This is a genomic window from Flavobacterium fluviatile, assembly GCF_010645065.1.
Taxonomy (GTDB): domain Bacteria; phylum Bacteroidota; class Bacteroidia; order Flavobacteriales; family Flavobacteriaceae; genus Flavobacterium; species Flavobacterium fluviatile.
In genome coordinates this window covers 24,326-43,319 of the sequence record NZ_JAADZW010000004.1, presented here as the reverse complement: position 1 = coordinate 43,319, position 18,994 = coordinate 24,326, and the positions used below count along the sequence as shown (strand labels likewise).

Below are 18,994 nucleotides of genomic sequence, written 5' to 3'. Positions count from 1 at the left end.
CTCTTTATAACTATCTATAAACTATATTATGAAAAAGACGTTTTTAATTCTATTTGTTTTTACATTCTGTAATCAAATTACTTTCGCTCAAAAAGAAACTACAGTTGTCACATTAAAAAATGATGACAAAGCTCCAGTCATCAACAAAAATATCTACGGTCATTTCGCAGAGCATTTAGGACGCTGTATATATGGAGGTTTTTTTGTGGGTGACACTTCAAAAATACCAAATACTAAAGGCGTTAGAAATGATATTATTGCGGCTTTGAAAGATTTAAAAATTCCAAACCTAAGATGGCCTGGAGGATGCTTTGCAGATACGTATCACTGGAAAGACGGAATTGGACCAAAAGAAGAAAGACCAACTATCGTAAATAAATGGTGGGGCGGCGTAACTGAAGATAACAGTTTTGGAACGCATGACTTTTTGAATATGTGTGAACTTCTTGAAACAGAACCTTATTTATCAGGAAATGTAGGAAGCGGAACCGTTCAGGAATTAGCTGACTGGGTTCAGTACACGAACTTTTCTGGTAAAAGTCCGATGAGTGATTTGCGTGTAAAAAACGGTCGTAAAGAACCATGGAAAGTTAAATTCTGGGGAATTGGTAATGAAGCCTGGGGCTGCGGAGGTAATATGACGGCAGAATATTATGCCGGAGAATACCGCAAGTTTGCCACGTTCATGTCGGATTGGGAAAATACTGGCGGAATCACGCGTATTGCATCAGGATCTAATAGCGGAGATTATAACTGGACAGAAGTTTTAATGAAAAACATTCCACTTAATATGTTAGGGGGTATTGGGGTTCATCATTACGCTGTAATCAACTGGAATAAAAAAGGAGACGGAGTTGATTTTACCGAAGAGCAATATTTCAAAACCATGCAATCTGCCCTAAAAATGGAAGAATTGGTTACCAAACACGGTGCTATAATGGATAAATATGATCCTGAGAAAAAAGTAGCCATGCTGGTTGACGAATGGGGTGGCTGGTACGAAGTGGAGAAGGGAACAAATCCGGGATTTTTATACCAGCAGAATACTATGAGAGATGCCGTTTTAGCCGGATCAACCCTTAATATTTTCAACAATCACGCTGACAGGGTTCGTATGGCAAATTTAGCACAATGTGTGAACGTTTTACAGGCTGTTATCCTTACAGATAAAGCCAAAATGATTACTACGCCAACATACCATGTAATGAAATTATATGCTGTTCATCAGGATGCAAAATTACTACCAATAAGTTTTCAGTCGCCGTTGTACAAAGTAAATGGAGAAACACTTCCTGCAGTATCAGCTTCTGCTTCAAAAGATAAAAAAGGAGCAATTCATATTTCTTTAGTGAACGTCGATGCAAAAAATAAAAACAAAATAGAGATTGATGTAAAAGATCTGGGAGTTAAAAACTTCACAGGAACCATAATTACATCAGCAAAATTACAGGATTACAATTCATTCGATACACCTAATAAAATTGTACCAACAGCTTTTAAAGGTTTCGAAAACAAAAAAGGAAAATTAGAAATCACAATTCCTCCTTTCTCAGTTGTTGTTTTAGAAGGAAAATAAAATACAAAAAGATGAAAAAACCGAAATCCATTTTAAAAAATGCTTCTTGTTTAGGGCTCTTTTTATTGACTCTTGCTGCTACAGTAAGCTGTTCAGGTGATGATCCTGCAACTGAAGATCCAGATCCGCCGGTAGTTGTTGTTCCTCCAGTAGTTGTTCCTCCAGCTTTTCCGGGACCAACTTATGCCGATAATTATACTGCTATTTCTTCCTGGAACAGCAGGGCCCAATGGAATTTAGCCAACGTTCACGATCCAACTGTCGAAAAAAGTGGTGACTATTATTATATGTACCAAACGGATGCCTCATATGGAAATGCTCACGATGGGAATGGACATTTTTTTTACAGAAGATCCAAAGATTTAATCAATTGGGAATTCATGGGAGCGTCGATGAAATCGGCTCCTGCTTGGGTTAAGGATTCTTTAAATAATAAGAGAGCACGTATGAATCCAGCTCTTCCACCAATTGCAAATCCGAGATATGGCTATTGGGCACCATTTGTAAAAAAAGTGGGTAACAAATTCCGTATGTATTACAGTATTGTGGTAGATGAGCCAATTACAGGAACTAGTTTTGATACTTCATGGTCAGAACGTGCTTTTATTGGTTTGATGGAAACTGATGATTTAGGATCAAATAATTGGACTGATAAAGGAATGGTGGTATGCTCAGAACCTGATGGCGTAAAGCCCTATTCATATACAGGAGCCAGAAATTGGGAAAATGCTTATTTCAAATACAACGCCATTGATCCAACTTTTATCGAAACACCACAAGGAGAACAATATTTAATTTATGGTTCCTGGCATTCGGGAATTGTAGCTTTAAAATTAAATCCAACAACAGGAAAACCCGATCAGTTAAAAACATTATCAGATTATGGAACCAAAATTGCCTCGAGGCATTCTTCAAGCCGTTGGCAGGCATCAGAAGGACCTGAGATCATTTACAATCCGGATACACAATATTATTATTTATTCTTGGCCTATGATGAGTTATCAGTGGCATACAATACCCGTGTAGCAAGATCTAAAAATATTTTAGGTCCTTATGTGGGCATTAATGGAGCCAATGTTACCAGTGGCGCCGATTGTTTCCCGATGCTTACACACCCGTACCAATTTAATAATCATACAGGTTGGGTTGGTTTTGCACATTGTTCTGTTTTTCAGGATCCTACTTCAAAAAAATGGTATTATGCTTCACAAGCGCGTTTGCCAGAAGGAGTTCCGGGTGTAAATGTTTCTAATGCTGTAATGATGGGACATGTTCGTGAAATTGAATGGACTGCCGATGGCTGGCCGGTAGTGGCTCCGGAACGCTATGCCGGAGTACCTGCAACTACTTTAACGGAAGCTTCTTTTATAGGTGAATGGGAACATATTTCGATGCAATATCAATACAAAACCATGCAAAAGTCAGGAACCATTTTTTTAACGGCTGACAAAAAAATATCAGGAGCAATGACGGGAACATGGTCTTACGACAGTACTACAAAAACATTGACCATTAATGATGTAAAATGCAAAGTACAAGATGCCTGGGATTGGGAAACTTCTACCAGAAAAGTTACCATTACCTATTCAGGACTTACCTCGGCAGGTTTACCATTTTGGGGTAAAAAGAAATAAAAAAAAAACAATTATAATGAAAAAATTATTCTTTCCGTTTTGCATATCGTTAGCTGTTTTAGCTTCAAAAGTAAATGCTCAGACTAATAAAACTGTTGAGGTAAAACAAAATAACCCAATAATTACAGATAAATACACGGCAGATCCTGGTGCTCTGGTTTATAAAGACAAAGTCTATATTTATGCCGGTCATGATGAAGCACCAAACGATGTCAATTCATATCGAATGAACGAATGGCTGGTGTATTCTTCTTCGGATATGAAAACCTGGAAAGAACATCCGATTCCGTTAAAACCAACCGATTTTTCCTGGGCAAAAGGTGATGCCTGGGCAAGTCAGGTAATAGAAAAAAACGGAAAGTTTTATTGGTTTGTAACCGTTACCCACAACGAAAGTATACATGGGAAAGCCATTGGTGTTGCGGTTGCCGATAATCCGCTTGGCCCTTTCAAAGATGCTATCGGAAAAGCGTTAATCACCAACGATATGACTACGCAAACCAAAATCAGCTGGGATGATATTGACCCAACGGTTTATATTGATGATGATGGGAAAGCTTATTTATACTGGGGAAATACCGTATGCAAATACATAAAATTAAAAGATAACATGATCGAAATGGATGGCGAAATTCAAACAGTCGATTTGCCAAAATTTACCGAAGCGCCTTGGATTCACAAACGTAAAGACTGGTACTATTTATCGTATGCTTATGATTTTCCTGAAAAAATTGCCTATGCAATGAGTAAATCTATTACCGGACCTTGGGAATTCAAAGGGATTTTAAACGAAGTAGCCGGAAACAGTAATACCAATCATCAGGCGATAATTGAATTTAAAGGGCAATGGTATTTTGTATATCACACTGGAGCAATTCCAACACATGGAGGAAGTTTCAGACGTTCGGTTTGTGTTGAAAAACTATTTTATAACAAAGACGGAACTATGAAACGTATTGTGATGACGACAGAAGGAATTCAATAATTTTTAGTATCACTCGGATTTATATACCATGCTTTATAACCATAAAAAAGTGACTTTTAAAACACTGTTCCATTCAACTCAAAAAGCACTTTTTTTAGTTGTAGCATTCTCGTTTGCATTTTCTTCAATGGCTCAGATGAAGGAATTTAAACTACAAGAAGTACGATTAACAAGCGGACCTTTTAAGAATGCGCAGGATGTTGATTTAAAATATATTTTAGCCTTAAATACAGATCGATTATTAGCACCTTATTTAATTTCGGCCGGACTTCCTACCAAAGCTGACCGATATGGAAATTGGGAAAATATTGGACTGGATGGACACATTGGCGGGCATTATTTATCGGCACTGGCTATGATGTACGCTTCAACAGGAAATACAGAAGTTAAAAATCGTTTAGATTACATGCTTTCAGAATTGGCTCGTTGTCAGGATAAAGATGGAACGGGTTATGTTGGAGGAATTCCCGAAGGAAAAGTTTTTTGGGATCGTATTCATAAAGGCGATATCGACGGAAGTGGTTTTGGATTAAACAATACCTGGGTTCCCATTTATAATATTCACAAACTTTTTGCTGGTTTGATTGATGCGTATAATTATACCGGAAATCAAAAAGCAAAAGACATTGTTGTAAAATTAGGCGACTGGTTTATCGAATTAATCCAACCACTTTCGGAAGAACAAATTCAACAAATTCTAAAAACAGAACATGGCGGTATCAACGAATCTTTTGCCGATTTATATCTGATTACAAAAGACAAAAAATACCTGGAAACAGCTGAAAAGCTTTCGCAAAAAGCCATTTTGGAGCCGTTACTCAATCATGAAGATAAGTTAACCGGATTACATGCCAACACGCAAATTCCAAAAGTGCTTGGTTTTGAAAAAATTGCCACTTTATCCGATAACAAAACCTGGTCTGATGCAGCTCAGTTTTTCTGGAAAAATGTTACCGAAAAAAGATCCGTGGCTTTTGGAGGAAATAGCGTAGCCGAACATTTCAATCCAATTGATGATTTTAGCGGAATGCTAAAATCCAATCAAGGGCCAGAAACCTGCAACTCCTACAATATGGAGCGTTTGAGCAAAGCACTTTACTTAGACAAAAACGATGTGAGCTATCTGGATTTTTACGAGCGTACCTTATACAATCATATACTTTCGAGCCAGGAACCTAACAAAGGAGGTTTTGTTTATTTCACGCCTATCAGACCGAATCATTATCGCGTGTATTCGCAACCTGAAACCAGTATGTGGTGCTGTGTGGGAACCGGACTTGAAAATCATTCCAAATACGGAGAGTTAATTTACAGCCATTCGCAAAATGATATTTATGTGAATCTTTTTATTCCATCAACTTTAAACTGGGAAGAACAAGGAATAGCATTGGAACAAATCACAAAGTTCCCTTATGAAAACAACAGCGAAATAGTTTTGAAACTTAAAAAAAACAAAACCTTCGCTGTAAATATTCGTGTTCCGAAGTGGGCAGAAAATTTTGAAATTTTAGTCAATGGGCAGTTGCAAAAAACCGAAGCCAAACCAAGCAGTTATGCAAGTCTGAATCGCAAATGGAAATCGGGAGACAAAATAACGGTGAGATTCAAAAAATCAACGCATTTAGAAAATTTACCTGATGGTTCCAATTGGGTTGCTTTTGTGAATGGGCCAATTGTTTTGGCAGCCAAAACATCTACCGAAAACTTAGACGGATTATTTGCCGATGACAGCCGAATGGGACATGTGGCAAGCGGAAAATATATTCCTTTGGATAAAGCTTATGCTTTGGTGGGCGAAAAAGGAAGTTATGTTTCTAAATTGAATGACTTAGGAAACATGCGTTTTCAACTGGATTCTTTACAGTTAGAACCTTTTTTCGAAGTGCATGATGCCCGTTATCAAATGTATTTTCAAACTTTTACAAAAGAAGAATACAAAGAAAAACAAGCTTTGTTACAACAACAAGAAATAGAAGCTATGGATCTGGAAGCCAAAACGGTCGATAAAATAAACTGTGGAGAGCAACAACCCGAAGTAGATCATCATTACAAAGGTGAAAAAAGCGATTCTGGTTACGATGATGGCCATTTCTGGAGAAACACCCGCTCTTATATTTCCTATCAATTGGTCAATAAAAACAAGGAAGGAAAATTTATCGAAATCAGTTTTTTAGGCAATTATAAACTGGATAACCTGGAAGTTTTAATCAATGAAAAACCAGTAGAAATTATTTCAGCAACTGATAAATTAACTCGTTTCAATGTGGATAGAGATGAAATTTTTACATTAAAAATCAAATCAAAAGATGGTCGTCCAACTTCAAAATTGCATCAAATACGAATTGTAAAATAAAACGAAGTATGAAAATATATTCGAAATTAAACTCTTTTATAATGTTTCTGATTCTTTCATTAGGATTACAAACATTGGCACAAGATATTACTGTGCATGATCCTGTTATGATTAAACAAAAAGACACTTACTATCTTTATTGCACAGGAATGGGAATCAGTGTTTTTAGTTCAAAAGATTTAAAAACATGGAATAAAGAGCCACAGGTTTTTACCGAAAAACCCGTTTGGGCTGATGGAGTTGCCGCCGATTTCAAGAACCACATTTGGGCACCGGATATTACATTGCACAAGGGTACTTATTATTTATATTACTCGGTTTCGGCTTTCGCCAAAAATACTTCGGCGATAGGTGTAGCCACTAATACCACTTTGGATTCAAAAGATAAAAATTACAAATGGGTCGATCAGGGAATTGTAATTCAGTCCATTCCGAACCGCGACCTTTGGAATGCTATTGATCCGAATCTGACTTTCGACGAAAACAACACGCCTTGGTTGGCTTTTGGCTCTTTTTGGGAAGGCTTGAAAATGGTCAAATTAAATGCCGATTTAAAGTCCATTGCGCAACCACAAGAATGGCACACGATTGCCAAACGCAAAAGAACTTTTGAATTGAAGGATAATGACCCCGGAGATGCTGCTCTAGAAGCGCCTTTTATCTTCAAAAAAAATGGTTACTACTACCAATTCCTTTCTTGGGACTTGTGTTGCCGAGGAAAAGAAAGCACGTATAAAGTAGTAGTCGGCCGCTCTAAAAATGTTACGGGCCCGTATGTCGATAAAGAAGGAAAATCTTTGAACGAGGGTGGAGGAACATTGCTCATTCAAGGAGACAAGGATTGGTTTGGAGCCGGGCATAACAGCACTTATACTTTTGACGGGAAAGATTATATCATTTACCATGCATATAGTGCCAGCCAAAACGGAAGACCAGTATTGCAAATAAAAGAGATGGATTGGGACAAAGATTTATGGCCGGTTATTAAGTAAAAAAGATTAGAAAAAGGAGTATGAAATTTTACTTGAAAATAATTGTAATTATCTAAGTCTGCTTTCAAAACAAATTAATACATAGAAAATTATTATCATGCAAAGAAACCTATTCAAAAACCTGGTACTTTCAGCTGTTCTTTTGGTTGGAGCTGCCTCTTGTTCAGATAAAAAAGAACAAAAAGAAACATCTAAAGAGGAAGTTTCTATTATGGCAAACATAAAAGGTTCTAACAAACCGATTGTGCTGCAAAGAGCAGATCCGTTCATCTACAAACATACAGATGGGTATTATTATTTTACAGGATCTGTACCCACTTATGATGCTATAGAGATAAGACGTGCAAAAACGATTGCCGAATTACAAAATGCAGCGCCTTTCAGAGTATGGGAAAAACATGCAAGTGGACCAATGAGCCGTCATGTCTGGGCTCCGGAAATTCATTATTTAGATGGAAAATGGTATGTGTATTTTGCGGCAAGTAAAGAAGATGATATTTGGAGATTAAGACCTTATGTTTTGGAGTGTACAGGTCAAGATCCTCTAAAAGATAAGTGGAAAGAATTAGGACAAATGCAAGCTGCTGATAACGACCCAAAAAGTTTTACTGATTTTTCGCTAGACGGAACTGTATTTGAACATAAAGGCAAACGATATTTTTGTTGGGCAGAAAAAACAGGTGGACAATTCGCAGCGTCTAATTTGTATTTAGCCGAAATGGAATCGCCTATCAAATTAAAAACCGTTCAGTTCATGCTCACTACTCCGGATTATGATTGGGAACGTGTTGGTTTTTGGGTAAATGAAGGGCCAGCATTCATTAAAAACAAAGGAAAAATTTACATCACTTTTTCGGCAAGTGCTACAGGTGCCTGTTACGCGATGGGTATGATGGAAGCCGATGAAAATGCGGATTTACTAAATAGAAACTCCTGGAAAAAATCGAGAAATCCAGTTTTAAAAACGGACGCATCAAAAGGTATTTACGGTCCTGGTCATAACTCTTTCACAGTGGATGAAAACGGAGAGCCAATATTAATTTATCATGCAAGGGATTATGAAAAAGCGGTTGGTGATCCAAAAGTAGTACCGGCAACAGATAAAAGATCTTTAGAAGAAATTATAGCAGACCCGTTATACGATCCTAATCGTCATGCAAGAATGATGAAAGTAAAATTTGATGAAAACGGTACACCAATATTTAAATTTAATTAAAAAGTTCAAAACAGTAATGATGAGAGCTCTTTTGTGGCACAGCCAAAATGGGTGCTTAATAAACTGATTGTGAGTTAAAACGCAATCAAATTCAATACAATTTTTCGACATATTATTTAGTGTTTTGAAAATAAAGATGAAATAATCGCAACAGAGTAAATGTATAATTAATGTTTGTTTTTTGTTTTGAATTTAAATCATTGTTTTGATGTATTTTCTGTAAAAAACAACAAGAAAATTTTTATTAAGTGTTTTTTGTACACTTATAAATTAATTATATTATATTTGTCTCATTAAAATGAATTTCGAAATGAAAAATTACGTTATAGGATTAGATTACGGAACAGATTCTGTTCGTGCGGTGCTAATAGATACTGAAAATGGACAGGAGCTTGCATCCAATGTTTATCATTACAAAAGATGGAAGAATAAACAATATTGTGATGCATCGATCAATCAGTTTCGTCAGCATCCTTTGGATCATATTGAAGGATTGGAAATTACCATTCAAAATGTTGTGAAAGAAAGCAAAGTTGATCCTGCTGCAATAAAAGGAATCTGTATTGATACTACAGGATCTTCTCCGGTTCCGGTTACAAAAGACGGAACTCCACTGGCTTTGACAAAAGGTTTTGAAGAAAACCCAAATGCGATGATGGTGTTGTGGAAAGATCATACAGCGATTAATGAAGCTAACGAAATCAACGAGCTGGCAGTAAGCTGGGGCGGTGAAAACGTTACCAAATATGTTGGCGGAATTTATTCATCTGAATGGTTCTGGGCAAAAATCCTGCATATTGCCAGAGAAGATGAAGCGGTACGAAATGCAGCACACACCTGGATGGAACACTGTGATTTAATGACGTATTTATTAATCGAAGACAAAGATTTAAAAACCTTCAGAAGAAGCCGTTGCGCTGCAGGACACAAAGCCATGTGGCACGAAGACTGGAATGGTTTACCTCCGGTTGAATTTCTAGAAAAACTACATCCTTATTTAGCGGCACTTCGAAGCAATTTATATGATGAAACTTATACTTCAGATTTAGTTGCCGGAAAATTAAGCAAAGAATGGGCAGATCGTTTGGGACTTTCTACAGAAACTATTGTTGCTGTTGGAACTTTCGACGCACACTCCGGAGCAGTTGGAGCTAAAATTGGCGAAAATACTTTGGTTCGTGTAATGGGAACTTCGACTTGCGATATTTTGGTTGGTTCTTATGACGAAGTGGGTACCAAAAACGTTCGCGGAATTTGTGGTCAGGTTGACGGATCTGTAATTCCGGGTTATATTGGTCTTGAAGCAGGACAATCTGCTTTTGGCGATTTATTAGCATGGTACAAAGAATTACTAATGTGGCCAACAGAACAATTATTAGGTGCTTCATCTCTTTTAAATGATACTCAAAAAGAGCAATTAAGAGAAGAATTCAGTGATAAATTAATTGTAGAATTAACGAAAGAAGCCGAAAAGATTCCGTTGTCTGAAAGCATACCAACCGCTTTAGACTGGATCAACGGACGCAGGACTCCGGATGCAAATCAGGAAGTAAAAAGCGCCATTTCAAACTTATCATTAGGATCAAAAGCCCCTCATATTTTTAAAGCTTTAGTAAACGCAATCTGTTTTGGATCTAAAAAAATTGTGGATCGTTTTGAAGAAGAAGGTGTAAAAATTGACAGCGTGATCGGTATCGGTGGTGTTGCAAGAAAATCACCTTTTATCATGCAGACTCTGGCAAACGTTTTAAACAAACCGATAAAAGTAGCCTTATCAGACCAGGCTCCGGCTTTGGGAGCTGCAATTTACGCTGCCGTAGCTTCCGGGATTTATCCAAATGTAATTGAAGCCAGTCAAAAAATGGGAAGCCCTTTTGAAAGCGAATACACACCAGAACTAGACAAAGTTGCTGCTTACAACAAATTACTTTTAGCATACGACCAATTAAGCACTTTCGCAGATCCATCTATTAAAATTACAGAAAATGAGTTCTCTTTATAAAGATTTAAAACAAGAATGTTACGAAGCCAACATGCAGTTAAATGCATTGAATCTGGTGGTGTATACATTTGGAAATGTAAGCGCAGTTGACCGCGAAAGAGGTGTTTTTGCCATCAAACCAAGCGGTGTACCTTACGAAGATTTAAAACCTGAAGATATTGTGATTGTTGATTTTGACAATAACATTATCGAAGGAACCATGCGTCCGTCATCAGACACAAAGACGCATGCTTATTTATACAAAAACTGGCCAAATATTGGAGGTGTTGCACATACACACGCGACCTATTCAGTGGCCTGGGCGCAGTCACAACAGGATATTCCAATCTTTGGTACAACACACGCAGATCACTTAACCGCTGATATTCCGTGTGCTCCGCCAATGGCTGATTCGCTTATCGAAGGAAACTACGAACACAATACCGGAATTCAGATTCTGGATTGTTTCAAAGAAAAAAATCTTTCTTACGAAGAAGTAGAAATGGTTTTAATTGGAAACCACGGTCCGTTTGCATGGGGAAAAAATGCTGCAAAAGCGGTTTATAACAGTAAAGTTCTTGAAGTAGTTGCAGAAATGGCGTACCTGACTTTACAAATAAACCCAAATGCACCAAGGCTGAAAGATTCATTAATAAAGAAACATTACAACCGCAAACACGGAAAAGATTCGTATTACGGACAATAATGAATTTGTTTCAGGTTTCATGTTTTTTAGTTTCAAGTTTTTGGAATGTGAAACTAGGAAGCTCAAATAAATAAAATCTAAACAAAAAAATAACAAAAGAATATATAACACAAGGTTTTTCGACGATTTCACAACATGAAACCTGAAACAAAGAAAACCTGAAACAAAATAAAAAACATAACAATTCAGGATTTTCAGATTCTAAGAACCTGAAACCTGAAACAAAATAAACAAAAAGTAAAATGATAGATATCTCTCAAAAAGAAGTATGGTTTGTAGTAGGAAGCCAGGAATTATACGGTGAAGAAACACTAAGAAAAGTAGCAGAACATTCGCAAATAATTGCAAAAGGATTAGATACTTCATCTCATATACCGGTAAAAGTAGTTTACAAAGATGTAGTAAAATCACCGGATCAGATCTTAGATGTATGTCTGGCAGCAAACACAACAAAAAACTGTATCGGGGTTATTACCTGGATGCATACTTTTTCACCTGCAAAAATGTGGATTGGTGGTTTAAGAATCCTTAAAAAACCGTTATGTCATTTGCACACACAATACAACGCTGAAATTCCATGGGGTTCTATTGATATGGATTTTATGAATTTAAATCAGTCAGCTCACGGAGATCGTGAATTTGGTTTTATGATGTCAAGAATGCGTAAAAAACGCAAAGTAGTTGTGGGTCATTGGGAAGACGAAAGAGTTCATAAAAAATTAGGCATCTGGTCAAGAGTAGCTTTAGGCTGGGACGAACTTCAAAACCTGAAAGTAGCACGTATTGGAGACAATATGCGTGAAGTTGCCGTTACTGACGGAGATAAAGTGGAGGCTCAGATTCGTTTTGGAATGTCGGTTAACGGATATGATTCTTCTGATGTTACGAAACATATCGAAAAGGTAACTGAGAAGGAATTAAACGATTTATTAGCAGTTTATGAAGCTAATTATAATTTAACTGACTCTTTAAAAGAAGGAGGAGCGCAAAGAAGTTCATTAATAGAAGCAGCAAAAATCGAGTTAGGTTTAAGAGCTTTCCTTGAAGAAGGAGGTTTTGGCGCTTTCACTGATACATTCGAAAACCTTGGCGCATGGAAACAATTACCAGGAATCGCTACACAAAGATTAATGGCTGACGGCTATGGTTTTGGTGGAGAAGGTGACTGGAAAACAGCTGCTATGGTAAGAGCATTAAAAGTAATGAACATTGGTCTTGAAGGAGGAACTTCTTTCATGGAAGATTATACCTACCACTTTACACCTCAAAAATCGTATGTTTTAGGATCACACATGCTGGAAATCTGTCCATCTATTGCTGACGGAAAAGCTAATTGTGAGGTTCACCCGTTAGGAATTGGAGGAAAAGAAGACCCGGTTCGTTTGGTATTTAATTCACCTGCAGGAGAAGCAATCAATGTTTCGCTTGTTGATATGGGAACCCGTTTCCGTTTAATTGTAAACGAAGTTGTAGCCGTAAAACCATTGGCAGAATTGCCTAAACTTCCGGTTGCCCGTGTATTGTGGGATTGCAAACCAGACCTTGACATTGCAGCTACAGCATGGATTTTGGCAGGAGGGGCACATCATACCGTGTACAGCCAGGCAGTTACAACAGAATTTATGGAAGATTTTGCTGATATCGCCGGAATTGAATTATTGGTGATTGATGAGAAAACAACAATCAGGGATTTCAAAGATAAAATTAATGCGAATGAAGCTTACTACCATGCTTTTCAGCACGGATTGTAATATTTAAGTCTAAATGTCTTAAAGTCTTAAAGTGAAATTGTAATGAATTACGTCTTGATAAATTCGTAACTTCGACTTTTGACTTTAAGACTTTTGACTTTTGGATGAAGTCTTTACTAACTTAAAAACCAGTATTTATGAATGTATTAAAACGTTGTGCTTTCGGAATTACGATAATCGGTTTGGCAGCACTTTCTGTTCAATGTAAAAGCGATAAAAAAATGGATGCCACCACAACCCAGGAAACACAAGATTCTGTAACAATTGTAAAATCGGACTACGGAACAACTCCAAAAGGAGAAAAAATTGAAAGCTATAAGCTGAAAAACCAAAACGGCATGGAAGTCGATATCATCACTTTTGGTGGTATTATCACAGATTTAAAAGTGCCAAACAAAGACGGCGTTTTTGAAAATGTGGTTACCGGATTTAATTCTTTGGAACAATACATGAAGCCAAATCCATTTTTTGGAGCTTTGATCGGACGTTTCGGAAACCGAATTGCAAAAGGTAAATTTACATTAGACGGTAAAGAATATACATTAGCGATTAACAACGAACCAAATGCTTTACACGGAGGACCTGAAGGCTTTTTTAGAGTGGTTTGGAAAGCAGAAGAAGCTAAATCAGGGGAATCAGCAATTTTGAAATTATCTTATTTAAGCAAAGATATGGAAGAAGGTTATCCCGGAAATCTAAAAGTTTTAGTAACCTACACGTTAACAAAAAACAACGAATTGGAAGTGCTTTACGAAGCTACTACAGATAAAAAGACCGTTGTAAACTTAACACAGCATACATATTTTAACCTGTCAGGGGATTTCTCTAAAACAATTTTAGACCACGAACTTACTCTGAACGCGGATAAAATTGTTCCTGTGGATGCAACTTTGATTCCAACAGGGGAGTTGCAGGATGTTGCCAACACACCATTCGATTTCAGAAAACCAAAATTAATCGGAAAAGAAATCGATGCTAAAGACGAACAATTAGTAAGAGGAAAAGGGTACGACCACTGCTGGGTACTGAACAATCCTGAAAAAGGAAAAACAATTATCGCAAAAGCCTACCACCCTGCAAGCGGAAGAGTTTTAGAAGTGACCACAGATGAACCTGGAATTCAGTTCTACTCCGGAAATTTCCTTGACGGAACTTTACCAATGCGCAACGGCGGAACTTATGCACACAGAACAGCTTTCTGTTTAGAAACACAACATTATCCGGATTCTCCAAACCAGAAAAACTTTCCAACGACAGTTTTAAATCCTGGCGAAAATTATAAAACTAAGACAACTTTTAAGTTTTCAGTTAAAAAATAAGTTTAAATCAGTTTTGTTAGTTTAATACCAAAAAACCTCGAAAGTTGTGATTTCGAGGTTTTTTCGTTAATTCAAATATGATATTCTTTTTATATTTGATGGATTACACAATGGTAGCAAGTTAACAGAAATATTTATGTACTTACCCGAAAAATCTTTGGAGTTTTTATATAAAGGAGATTCCTTTGAATATCTGATAAAGGAATTTGAATATGGTTTAAACAACATTCATGGATATAAAAATGAGGAGGTATATTGGTTAAATACTCCTGGACCATTTTATACAACTCAATCAGATAATTGTGGTACAGGACAAATGGAAGCGCCGCAAAATGTATCTTGAACAGCAGGAAAAGAAAGATAAATCAAACATATTTTATAGATTTTTAAAAATAATAAAACTAACAAAACCAACAAAATCAGCAACCTGACAACAATGCCGTAAAAATGTCGCAAATAAACCGCTACCAGAATTACAGTTTCATAATACTTTTGTCAAAAAATAAACGCAATCAATTATGAAAGAAATCGGAGAAAAAATTAGGGAAGTCAGAAAGAAAAAAGGACTGTCTCAGGAAGAACTGGCTGAATCTTCTAAAGTAAATTTAAGAACTATTCAGCGAATTGAAAACAACGAAAGCGAACCACGCGGTAAAACACTCCACTTGATTTGTGAAGTACTGGACATACATGCAGAAGACATTTTAGATTATGGAAAAAAAGAAGATCATCATTATCTGATAATTTTACATCTTTCCGTATTAGCGTTTTTGGTTATTCCAGTAGGAAATATTATTCTTCCCTTAATTTTATGGATGACCAAAAAAGATAAAATAACCGGGCTGAAAGAAGTGGGAGCCAACCTTTTGAATTTTCAGATAATCTGGTCCGTTTTGGCGTTTATTTCAATTACTTTCTTCGCCTTATTTAAAATTCTGCATTACGGTCCATATGAGGTTTTACTTTATATCGTAGTTGTACTTTATGCATTAAATATCATTCTTCCAATATTGTTTGTTTTTAAAATAAGAAATGGAAACCTACAAAACCAGTATCCGAATCTAATTAAAATTATAAAATAGCGAAAACAATTTTCAAAATTACAAAAAGCTGATCCGAATAAGTTTTCATATCTCGCGGAAGTTTTATATTCACAGGGAGTAAGAAATTTATAATTGTCCTAAAAAATAAAAAGAATTAAATTTAAATCATGAACATTGATATTCTAAAAGCACAAAAATCTGATTTAGCAGCAATTCTTCAATTACAAAAGAATTGCTATCTGTCTGAAGCAGCAATTTATAATGATTATGAAATTCGACCTTTGATACAGAGTTTAGAATCATTAGAAGATGAATATAAAAAATCAATAATTTTAAAAAGTGTGATTAATGGGGAAATTGCAGGTTCAATTCGGGGTTATGAAGCAGAAGGAACCGCTTACATTGGTAAGTTAATTGTCAGAAGCGATTACCAAAACAAAGGAATCGGCAGAAAGCTAATGGATGTAATAGAAACGAGTTTTAAAGACTGTAAAAGAATTTAATTGTTTACCGGATTTAAGAGCGAAAAGAATCTTTATCTCTATAACAAAATTGGTTACAGTGAATTTAAACGAAAAATTATAAATGATAACTTGACACTTGTTTACTTAGAAAAGATAAAATAAAAATGACCTTCAAACACATTTTCAAAGCAGCAATAAACTGGACTTCCAACCAAAATCAGGAACAATTAGGACGAAAATTCTACAGCAAAAGCCATAAAATTTTAATCGAAGGAAAACCAGTTTTGGATGTTTCGGCTGCGAAAGCTTTCAAAGGCGATCCCGAATTATACAATCCCGAAGATTTGCTTTTAAGCAGCCTGGTTTCCTGCCACATGATGTCGTATTTATATGTGTGTTGCCAAAACGGAATAGAAGTTTTAGAATATACTGATAATGCCGAAGCAATTCTTGAAGTCGCTCCAGACGGAAGCGGTCGTTTTACAGAAGTTCGCTTATACCCAAAAGTTAAAATTGCAAACCCTGATCAGATTCAGGGAGCTTTAGAGCTGCATACAAAAGCGAACCAATTGTGTTTTATAGCCAATTCGTGTAATTTTCCTGTTCTGCACAATGCCACTTGCGAAACGGCATAAAAAAAGAGACTGTCGTAAAACAGTCTCTTCGTATATTGTTTTTTTTTTCTTTTTTTTTGGATTGGGATTTTCTCGAAAGAAATTAATTTTTTAAGTCTTTGATTACTTTAAAAGCAACATCAACTTGTTCTTCTCCTACAAGGATCGTAAATTCGTTTGAAGTCGAAATTACCTCATTGATAATAATTCCTTCCCACGCCAAACGCTGAAAAATGAAGTAATAAATACCGGGAACAACAATGTTTTCTTTTGGCAATTTTACAGTAATTGAAGCCAGATTATCCAGTTTCTGAATCAGTTTCTCACGAATAAAATGTTTTTCAACTAAATGGTTGATACTGCTGCTTACTACGATATTAGTTTCGTTTACACCACGTGATGAGGTATAAAATATATCAGACAGCATATTAATATCAGAAATTAAATCAGCCTGTTTGTTTAAAACAGTGTCAGAAGCTGCAAAAGTGTAATCTGTGAGTTCTGAGCGAACCGTGATTTCACCAATGTTTTTAATGACCTTGTTGATTTTGTGGTTCAGTTTAAAGTCTAACTCTTCTGTAAGTCTTTTTAGTGACATTACTACAGCACCTTGCTTTACTTCTTTACCAAATTCACTTTCCAGTTCGGTCATGATATTGCGCGACAAAGAAGTCAGGTTAATAATTCCAAGAGAAAGAGCATTGAGTAAAAATGGCTTAGTCTTGATGTAATTTTCTACAATAGAAGAAACGGTTTTCATAATCTTTAATTGTTTTTGAACGTAATTGTGTTAGTTTGGTTTGTTTGTGATGTTATAACATCTCCGCAAAGATAAATTAAAAAACAATTTGTTACAAATATAACAATAAAAAAATATGTTAAAAATGATAAAAAGCGTCTGTAAGATGCTCAACAGCAAATGTTTCCTCGGTTTTTTGCACGGCGATAATATCAAAACGGACTTCTAAATCGTCTTTAAAATTCATTTCCCTATCGTTTATGTAGGCATTTACTGCTTTTATGAGCAGCTGAATCTTTTTTGGTTTCACAAAATCCTGCGGAAGTCCGAAGTCTATACTGGATCTTGTTTTGACTTCTATTACGGCTACGATATTTTCTTGTTGGGCAATAATATCAATTTCAGCTTTTTGAAATCTCCAGTTTCTTTCTAAAATTTTATAGTCGTTTTGTAGCAGAAATTCTACAGCAAGATCTTCACCTTTTTTTCCGAGTTCGTTATGTTCTGCCATTTTTTGAGTTATGAGTTATAAGTAAATGTGACAATGAAGTATATAAATTAAAATATCAGGTTGTGAAATTTGTAAACTCATAACCCATAACTTATAACTTTTAACCTTTTTATTTAAAAACAACAGTACTCCCGGAAGCATTCACTTCAATAGAAATCGTACTTCCCATAACAAGCGCACGATTGTCCTGAATATGTCCGGCCGGAAAATTAAAAATCACAGGAATATTATATTTTTTAGTCACATCATCAATAATTTCAAGCGCATTTTTCCCCCATGGAATCTCATTATCCTTCATTTTAGTCATACCGCCAATAATGATTCCTTTCAGGTTTTCGATACAGCCATTTCGACGTAAATTCATCATCATTCGATCAATATGATACAGATATTCGTCTAAATCTTCAATAAATAAAATTTTGTCCCTGCAGTCAATCGCAGATGGAGATCCTAATAAACTGTATAAAATAGAAAGATTCCCACCGACCAATTCGCCAGTTCCCTGACCAAAACGGTTCATAGGATGCGGCGCAACCGAATAAGACAAAGGCTCGCCAAACAAAGCCGACTTCATAGAACTAACAGCTGCCGGAGTCGCACGCGGAATCGTAACCGGCATAATCCCATGAATCGATTTGTAACCCATTGTATTAAGGTGATTGTGTAAAACAGTAACATCGCTGAAACCAATGACCCATTTCGGGTGCTGTCTGAATTTTGTAAAATCCAGTAAATCCAGCATTCTCACAGTTCCGTAACCGCCTCTAACACACCAAATCGCTTTGATATTCGGATTGTCCATTTGCTTTTGAAAATCGGCAGCACGCTGTTCATCTGTTCCTGCCAATTGATGGTAGTCCAAACCAATTGAACTTCCGATTACGGCTTCCAGTCCCCAGCTTTTAAGTAAATCTATGGTAGGTTTTAAATTATCGTCGATGTTTTTTCGGGCTGTTGCCAAAAGAGCTATGGTATCTCCTTTTTGTAAATAAGGTGGTGTTATCATATTTTGTTGTGATTGACTGGTAAAGGATTGTAAAGCAAAAATAAGGAATACGAATTTATAAAAAGCACAAGGGCTGTTTATAGGAAGGAATCTGTTTGTATTCA

General features: G+C 36.2%; 17 protein-coding genes. 14 read left to right on the top strand and 3 right to left on the bottom strand.

The features are described from left to right. Positions 1-28 precede the first annotated feature (28 nt). The 14 genes from GXM17_RS06840 (at position 29) to GXM17_RS06775 (ending at position 16,655) form a co-directional block, all read left to right on the top strand. A complete protein-coding gene (locus GXM17_RS06840; protein WP_163398550.1) occupies positions 29-1,576 on the top strand; it encodes an alpha-N-arabinofuranosidase in 1,548 nt (515 codons plus the stop codon). An 11-nt stretch (positions 1,577-1,587) separates the two neighbouring features. Further along, a complete protein-coding gene (locus GXM17_RS06835; protein WP_163398549.1) occupies positions 1,588-3,210 on the top strand; it encodes an arabinan endo-1,5-alpha-L-arabinosidase in 1,623 nt (540 codons plus the stop codon). Positions 3,211-3,226: 16 nt separating this feature from the next. Further along, entirely contained in the window at positions 3,227-4,195 is a 969-nt protein-coding gene (locus tag GXM17_RS06830; RefSeq protein ID WP_163398548.1) for a glycoside hydrolase family 43 protein, read from the top strand. Positions 4,196-4,244: 49 nt separating this feature from the next. Continuing rightward, positions 4,245-6,548 (top strand): glycoside hydrolase family 127 protein, encoded by a 2,304-nt coding sequence (locus tag GXM17_RS06825; RefSeq protein ID WP_244307350.1) that lies wholly within the window; start codon positions 4,245-4,247, stop codon positions 6,546-6,548. An 8-nt stretch (positions 6,549-6,556) separates the two neighbouring features. Further along, positions 6,557-7,540: an arabinan endo-1,5-alpha-L-arabinosidase gene (locus tag GXM17_RS06820; protein ID WP_163398546.1), complete on the top strand. Its 984-nt coding sequence runs from the start codon at positions 6,557-6,559 to the stop codon at positions 7,538-7,540. Positions 7,541-7,637: 97 nt separating this feature from the next. Continuing rightward, positions 7,638-8,756, top strand: a complete 1,119-nt coding sequence (locus GXM17_RS06815; protein ID WP_244307349.1) for a glycoside hydrolase family 43 protein — start codon at positions 7,638-7,640, stop codon at positions 8,754-8,756. A 310-nt stretch (positions 8,757-9,066) separates the two neighbouring features. Beyond that, on the top strand, positions 9,067-10,758 hold the full coding sequence (locus GXM17_RS06810) for a ribulokinase (protein ID WP_163398545.1): 1,692 nt from the start codon (positions 9,067-9,069) through the stop codon (positions 10,756-10,758). Beyond that, positions 10,742-11,443 carry an L-ribulose-5-phosphate 4-epimerase gene (locus GXM17_RS06805; RefSeq protein ID WP_163398544.1) on the top strand — a complete coding sequence of 234 codons (702 nt, stop codon included), beginning with the start codon at positions 10,742-10,744 and terminating at the stop codon, positions 11,441-11,443. Before GXM17_RS06810 ends, GXM17_RS06805 begins: the two co-directional genes overlap by 17 nt. Before the next feature lie 242 nt (positions 11,444-11,685). Beyond that, positions 11,686-13,194, top strand: coding sequence for an L-arabinose isomerase (araA, locus tag GXM17_RS06800; RefSeq protein ID WP_163398543.1), 1,509 nt, complete (start codon positions 11,686-11,688; stop codon positions 13,192-13,194). A gap of 137 nt (positions 13,195-13,331) precedes the next feature. Beyond that, positions 13,332-14,513 carry an aldose epimerase family protein gene (locus GXM17_RS06795; protein WP_163398542.1) on the top strand — a complete coding sequence of 394 codons (1,182 nt, stop codon included), beginning with the start codon at positions 13,332-13,334 and terminating at the stop codon, positions 14,511-14,513. A 136-nt stretch (positions 14,514-14,649) separates the two neighbouring features. Beyond that, a complete protein-coding gene (locus tag GXM17_RS06790; protein WP_163398541.1) occupies positions 14,650-14,856 on the top strand; it encodes a hypothetical protein in 207 nt (68 codons plus the stop codon). A gap of 175 nt (positions 14,857-15,031) precedes the next feature. After that, positions 15,032-15,595, top strand: a complete 564-nt coding sequence (locus GXM17_RS06785) for a helix-turn-helix domain-containing protein (protein WP_163398540.1) — start codon at positions 15,032-15,034, stop codon at positions 15,593-15,595. A gap of 128 nt (positions 15,596-15,723) precedes the next feature. Beyond that, on the top strand, positions 15,724-16,059 hold the full coding sequence (locus GXM17_RS06780; protein WP_208796425.1) for a GNAT family N-acetyltransferase: 336 nt from the start codon (positions 15,724-15,726) through the stop codon (positions 16,057-16,059). 125 nt (positions 16,060-16,184) lie between these two features. Further along, positions 16,185-16,655, top strand: a complete 471-nt coding sequence (locus tag GXM17_RS06775; protein ID WP_163398539.1) for an OsmC family protein — start codon at positions 16,185-16,187, stop codon at positions 16,653-16,655. A gap of 82 nt (positions 16,656-16,737) precedes the next feature. Here GXM17_RS06775 and GXM17_RS06770 read toward each other — a convergent pair whose 3' ends face one another. The 3 genes from GXM17_RS06770 to GXM17_RS06760 all read right to left on the bottom strand — a co-directional run bounded on the left by GXM17_RS06770 (position 16,738) and on the right by GXM17_RS06760 (position 18,890). After that, positions 16,738-17,394 carry an aspartate kinase gene (locus tag GXM17_RS06770; protein ID WP_163398538.1) on the bottom strand — a complete coding sequence of 219 codons (657 nt, stop codon included), beginning with the start codon at positions 17,392-17,394 and terminating at the stop codon, positions 16,738-16,740. 118 nt (positions 17,395-17,512) lie between these two features. Continuing rightward, entirely contained in the window at positions 17,513-17,884 is a 372-nt protein-coding gene (locus GXM17_RS06765) for a YraN family protein (protein ID WP_163398537.1), read from the bottom strand. 109 nt (positions 17,885-17,993) lie between these two features. Continuing rightward, positions 17,994-18,890 (bottom strand): S66 peptidase family protein, encoded by an 897-nt coding sequence (locus GXM17_RS06760; protein WP_163398689.1) that lies wholly within the window; start codon positions 18,888-18,890, stop codon positions 17,994-17,996. Positions 18,891-18,994 lie beyond the last annotated feature (104 nt).

Bases quoted from the DNA above. Each gene is read 5' to 3' on its own strand.
- GXM17_RS06775 (WP_163398539.1), top strand. From the start codon at position 16,185: ATGACCTTCAAACACATTTTCAAAGCAGCAATAAACTGGACTTCCAAC.
- GXM17_RS06770 (WP_163398538.1), bottom strand. From the start codon at position 17,394: ATGAAAACCGTTTCTTCTATTGTAGAAAATTACATCAAGACTAAGCCA.
- GXM17_RS06830 (WP_163398548.1), top strand. From the start codon at position 3,227: ATGAAAAAATTATTCTTTCCGTTTTGCATATCGTTAGCTGTTTTAGCT.
- GXM17_RS06805 (WP_163398544.1), top strand. From the start codon at position 10,742: ATGAGTTCTCTTTATAAAGATTTAAAACAAGAATGTTACGAAGCCAAC.
- GXM17_RS06760 (WP_163398689.1), bottom strand. From the start codon at position 18,890: ATGATAACACCACCTTATTTACAAAAAGGAGATACCATAGCTCTTTTG.
- GXM17_RS06795 (WP_163398542.1), top strand. From the start codon at position 13,332: ATGAATGTATTAAAACGTTGTGCTTTCGGAATTACGATAATCGGTTTG.
- GXM17_RS06820 (WP_163398546.1), top strand. From the start codon at position 6,557: ATGAAAATATATTCGAAATTAAACTCTTTTATAATGTTTCTGATTCTT.
- GXM17_RS06815 (WP_244307349.1), top strand. From the start codon at position 7,638: ATGCAAAGAAACCTATTCAAAAACCTGGTACTTTCAGCTGTTCTTTTG.
- GXM17_RS06785 (WP_163398540.1), top strand. From the start codon at position 15,032: ATGAAAGAAATCGGAGAAAAAATTAGGGAAGTCAGAAAGAAAAAAGGA.
- GXM17_RS06810 (WP_163398545.1), top strand. From the start codon at position 9,067: ATGAAAAATTACGTTATAGGATTAGATTACGGAACAGATTCTGTTCGT.
- GXM17_RS06790 (WP_163398541.1), top strand. From the start codon at position 14,650: ATGTACTTACCCGAAAAATCTTTGGAGTTTTTATATAAAGGAGATTCC.
- GXM17_RS06780 (WP_208796425.1), top strand. From the start codon at position 15,724: ATGAACATTGATATTCTAAAAGCACAAAAATCTGATTTAGCAGCAATT.
- araA (WP_163398543.1), top strand. From the start codon at position 11,686: ATGATAGATATCTCTCAAAAAGAAGTATGGTTTGTAGTAGGAAGCCAG.
- GXM17_RS06835 (WP_163398549.1), top strand. From the start codon at position 1,588: ATGAAAAAACCGAAATCCATTTTAAAAAATGCTTCTTGTTTAGGGCTC.
- GXM17_RS06765 (WP_163398537.1), bottom strand. From the start codon at position 17,884: ATGGCAGAACATAACGAACTCGGAAAAAAAGGTGAAGATCTTGCTGTA.
- GXM17_RS06840 (WP_163398550.1), top strand. From the start codon at position 29: ATGAAAAAGACGTTTTTAATTCTATTTGTTTTTACATTCTGTAATCAA.